Annotated in this window: 2 protein-coding genes and 1 rRNA gene; 2 read left to right on the top strand and 1 reads right to left on the bottom strand. The window is 50.1% G+C overall.

The window, feature by feature from the left end; genetic code table 11:
• Positions 1–204: hypothetical protein (locus F0185_RS34560; protein ID WP_223164632.1), on the top strand; the 204-nt coding region annotated here is incomplete at its 5' end.
• 105 nt (positions 205–309) lie between these two features.
• Positions 310–651, top strand: coding sequence for a hypothetical protein (locus tag F0185_RS34055; RefSeq protein WP_167233120.1), 342 nt, complete (start codon positions 310–312; stop codon positions 649–651).
• Between the two features lie 143 nt (positions 652–794).
• On the opposite strand, the gene rrf is transcribed toward F0185_RS34055, so the two are convergent.
• Positions 795–892: ribosomal RNA gene (rrf, locus tag F0185_RS35625) — 5S ribosomal RNA — on the bottom strand; the annotation flags it as partial.

Genomic DNA, 892 nt, shown 5'->3' with positions numbered 1-892 from the left:
TTAATTGTTAAAGAACGTATTCGGTATTTCTATCTTGCCGCATGGTACGAAGCGTTGTGTTCGTTGCAGCAGAGAGGTGAGATTATGCAGCGTTTCGCGTTTCTCGTCAACCTCTTTTTGTTACTTCGTTTCTTTCGAAACGCCCCTGGACTGTCCTGCAACTACTTGATTTCGCTAGCGCTTCAGCGGGGAGGCGAACTATAGCAAAGGCGCTGCTCACTAGCAAGGAATTTGTTGGACTTCCTGCTGAAATGGCATTTAAGTCTGCAATAATGGACATCTTGCTACTTGTTTTCCAGAAAGACTCACATGAAACGACCTTACTTCTTCGCTCTGCTGCTTGCTCTACCTCAGGTAGTACTTGCCACCACGATTTCTGGAAAACTGATTGGGGGCGGCGGTAGCGACAACAACGGTGTGACTATCCGCACTGCCGATGGCAAGGAAGTCAGCGCCTATTGCGTGACGGATGTATGCCACCAATTCCTGGAGGAGGACAACGACGGCTACGGGGGACATTCTTTGAAGAAAAAATTCAAAGGAACTAAGGTGATATTGGAGTACAAGATTGAACGCAACCGTGACCGCATCGCCGGCCCTCACCCAGATGACCGTGTCGAAATTGTGAAGCAGCTGACCATCGTGAAATAGGCTGGTGCTCATGCCCTGTCGCCAGGGCATCCCAGCTCACCTGGCGATCGCCCAACAAAAACGCGGACGAAAAAAAACCCCGGTTTGCACTAAGCGCGATCTTGAGCGCGCTTAGGCTTACCGGGGTCTTTCTCTTATAACTAGCCTGACGATGACCTACTTTCACACTGGTTGCAGCACTATCATCGGCGTAAAATCGTTTCACGGTCCTGTTCGGGATGGGAAGGGGTGGTACCGATTT

Source organism: Massilia rubra (assembly GCF_011682065.1).
Taxonomy (GTDB): domain Bacteria; phylum Pseudomonadota; class Gammaproteobacteria; order Burkholderiales; family Burkholderiaceae_D; genus Telluria_A; species Telluria_A rubra.
Note: the sequence above shows the minus strand (reverse complement) of the source record. Positions and strands in the feature narration are given on the sequence as shown.